The organism is Arcobacter sp. LA11, assembly GCF_001895145.1.
Lineage (GTDB): Bacteria > Campylobacterota > Campylobacteria > Campylobacterales > Arcobacteraceae > Halarcobacter.
In genome coordinates, this window is sequence record NZ_BDIR01000031.1 from 1 (window position 1) to 3,545 (window position 3,545).

2 protein-coding genes are annotated in these 3,545 nt (G+C 21.9%); one reads left to right on the forward strand and one right to left on the reverse strand.

What is annotated here, in order from left to right; all coding sequences use genetic code 11:
* The first annotated feature begins 14 nt into the window (after nucleotides 1-14).
* Complete coding sequence (locus BT997_RS15260; RefSeq protein WP_072682787.1) at nucleotides 15-1,232, forward strand: hypothetical protein; 1,218 nt, start codon at nucleotides 15-17, stop codon at nucleotides 1,230-1,232.
* Here the strand turns inward: BT997_RS15260 and BT997_RS15265 are convergent.
* Nucleotides 1,222-3,531, reverse strand: coding sequence for a hypothetical protein (locus tag BT997_RS15265; RefSeq protein ID WP_143145223.1), 2,310 nt, complete (start codon nucleotides 3,529-3,531; stop codon nucleotides 1,222-1,224). The genes BT997_RS15260 and BT997_RS15265 overlap by 11 nt on opposite strands.
* Between the last annotated feature and the right edge of the window lie 14 nt (nucleotides 3,532-3,545).

The window sequence follows — 3,545 nt, forward strand, 5'->3', positions numbered from 1 at the left end:
GATAATAGGTAATTATGAATTGTTTAAATACTTTTTCAAATAGGATAAAAAGATTAGAATTACTTAATAAATATACAATGTTATTGAATCCAGCTGATAATATTCAAATGTGTAATAATATAAAATATAAATCATTTTCAAATTTATATATACCTGATAGCCCTCTTTCAGACAATCAAATTGAAGAAGCATCAATTGGTTTTGCAAATCGAAATTCTTCAGCTAAATTTATTCAAGAACTTTTAGAACAATGGAAAATCAAGTTCAATGCAGAAGAATGTACTTTAAGGCCTTTATCTGGTATGCATTCATTACATATCATTCTTTCTTCTTTAAAAAATCATGGGAATAGGATATTGGTACTACCTGAAAAAGCTGGAGGTCATCCATTTACTTCCAAAATACTTCAAAGCTTTAATTTTGATGCAAGACCTCTTATTTACAATCAAGAAAATTATTTACTTGATATTGAAGCAAATATAAAAGCCTATAAAAAATTTAACCCTGATTTTATTTTAATTGATCGTAGCGATGGTTTAATTTATGAAGACTTTTCTAAATTACTTAAATATTTTAAAAATAGTTATTCAATATTTGATGCATCTCATTACCTGACACATATATTGGCTGAAGATTATATATCACCATTTGAAATGGGATTTAATCTAATTACTAGTTCTTTACATAAAAACTTTCCTGGACCCCAAAAAGGTATTTTAATAACAAAAAAGAAAGATACTATTTGGAGTAACATTAAGAATGTTTTATCAAATCATATTTCAAATACACACCCTTTAAGTATAATGTGTGCAGGAGAAATTTTACTAAAAACAAAATACATAAGAGATTACTCTTATAAGATGTTAAATAATAAACTATTATTAGAAAATGAATTAATAAACAAAGGGTTTAATATTATTTCTACACCTAAATATCAAATATCAAGTAATCATATATGGATAGAAGAAAAAGGACTAGTGAATAATGCTATGAAATTTTTTAGAGATTTAGAATTTTGTAGAATTTCAACTAATTATCGTATATTACCTTTTAATATAGGTAGTGGGATTAGATTAGGAACAGCAGGAATAACCAATCAAGGACTTGATAAAAACTACATAAAAGCACTTGCAGATATTTTATATTCTATAGCCATAAATGGTAAATCATTAAATAATCGACATAGAGTAAAAGGAATTATATTAGAAATGAATAGTAATCTCAAAAAATAGTACTTTGCATATTCTTAAGTTTTATTTCACTTTTATTCTTTAGAATATCCAATTCAAAGTTTAATTCAAATTCTTTTAATTGTTTTAATAGTGTTTTTTTATTACAAGGGCTTGTTTGTTTTAAATTTTTATATAAAAAATGTTGAGCAACTTGGGCTCGGAGTAAAGTAATATTAATTTCAAGTTTTTTACTTTCAAAAATTATCTCTTTTAATTCATCTAATATTTCTTCTTTATAAAATTCTATTTTATCTTTATGTATTAATAAATTTGATATTAGAATACCCAATCTTGATGAGAGTTCTAGGTTTGAATCCATACTATTTTTTGTATATAATAAAACATTTTGATAACAATTAATAGCTTCAACATAATTTTCTTCTGCTCTATATATATCTGCTCTTTCTAATTCTGCATTATTATGAAGTTTAGAAAATATTTCTTTTGCATGTGTATATGATCTATTAACATATATATGAGCTAAAGAAAAATCTTCTTTCATTTTATAAAACCTTGAAATAATTCTTTCATATGAAATATAAGATAGAATATCAACTTTAAAATTATCTTCCATATCTAATAACTCATTAAAACAATTTAGATTATTTTTTAATAAATAAGTAATATAAGTTTCAATAGTTGCATTAAGTATATAAGGATTATTATGTAAGAATTTTTTATATGTGATGGCTTTATTATAATTATTTAAAGTATCTTGAAAGCAATAGCTTCTATGTAATTTTATATGTCCTAATTTCCAATAACATTGAGCGAGAATATTGTAATTAGTAATTTCTATTTCTTCTTGAATTAATTTTTGTAGTTTCTCTTCAGACTTTTGATATTTATTTAACATATGAGCTATATCTATTTTTAGAATAATAAAACGTAAATAGTCTTCTTTTGAAATCTCTTTAAGTGTATTTATTATTTCTTTACTATTTAAAATATTTTGAGCTAAGAGATATTCTCCACTTCCATTAAAACTATAAGCAATTCCGTAATATAATGTAAATTGAATCTCTGGATAAGAATTAAACTTTAATCCAAATCTCTTTATAAGAGCAAGTAATTCTTCAAATATAGAAAAATTATTTTGAGATATTTCATTGTTAAGTGTATTTAAAATCAATTTAGGATTATTCTGGTTTTCATAAAATGATAATAAGTGATAAAACACTTTTTTATCACTATTTGAATTTTGTATATACTTGTTAATATTATTTTCAAAATATTTAAACTTAGATAAATTATGATGATTTATTAAGTCTCTTAATTCATCATGAACTTTTATATTTTCTCCTGTTTCAATAAGTAATCCAATATCAATCAATGATTTTTTTAACAATTCATAGTTTCCAACTTCAAAACTTTTTATTAAATCTTTTTCTTTAATTGTTGTCGTTGATATATTAATAAAAGATAATAGTAACAATAAATCAAGTGTTTGTTTATCTAAAGTATCAATTAATTCATCGTAAATATATTTATATATCTCTTGTTCATTAACTAAGGATATTTTTTCTAATGGAAAATTCTTTACTATATGAACCAATAACGGCAAACCTTGTTTAGTTATACTATAAATTTTATTAATTTGGTTTTTTTCTAGCTTAGTAATATTATGTTTTTTATAATACTCTTCAATATCTTCCTTTGAAAACTTTTCAACATTTAAATATTTAATATAAGGGTCTGTACTAGATTTATATCTTTCTATTGATCCAATAATAAATAAATCATTATGTCTATATTGTAAATAACTATCAATTAAATTTGAAATAGTTTTATATATTCCTTTATTATTAACATTATCTAAAATTATTATTACATCATTATTTGAAACCATCTTCTTTATTTCTTCTGAAAATAGTTTACTAATAATTTTTATATTATTATTTTTCGATTCAATACATAAAGAATCTCTAATTCCTTCAATACCTGTTTGATGAGTAATATCATAATATAATATATATTTTATTTTTATTTTTTTATTTAAATTATATTCTTTAGATAGTTTCTTACTGACTTTATTATTTATACAGTCTGCAAAAAACTTTAAAGTATGGCTCTTTCCAGAACCTTTTTTACCATAAATATTTATAGTATTATTTGAAGATGAAGCTATTAAGAGTTTTTGTAAAATACTTTTTCTATCAGTAAAATAATTTATCTTATCTTTTCTAATATAATTAGGTATCTTATGCTTTATCAAAAAATTGGGTATTTTTATTCCCATCATATCTAAAAGATTTTTTATCGTACTTGAAAGCTTAAACATTATGTCAATATAATTCATAATTACCTATTATC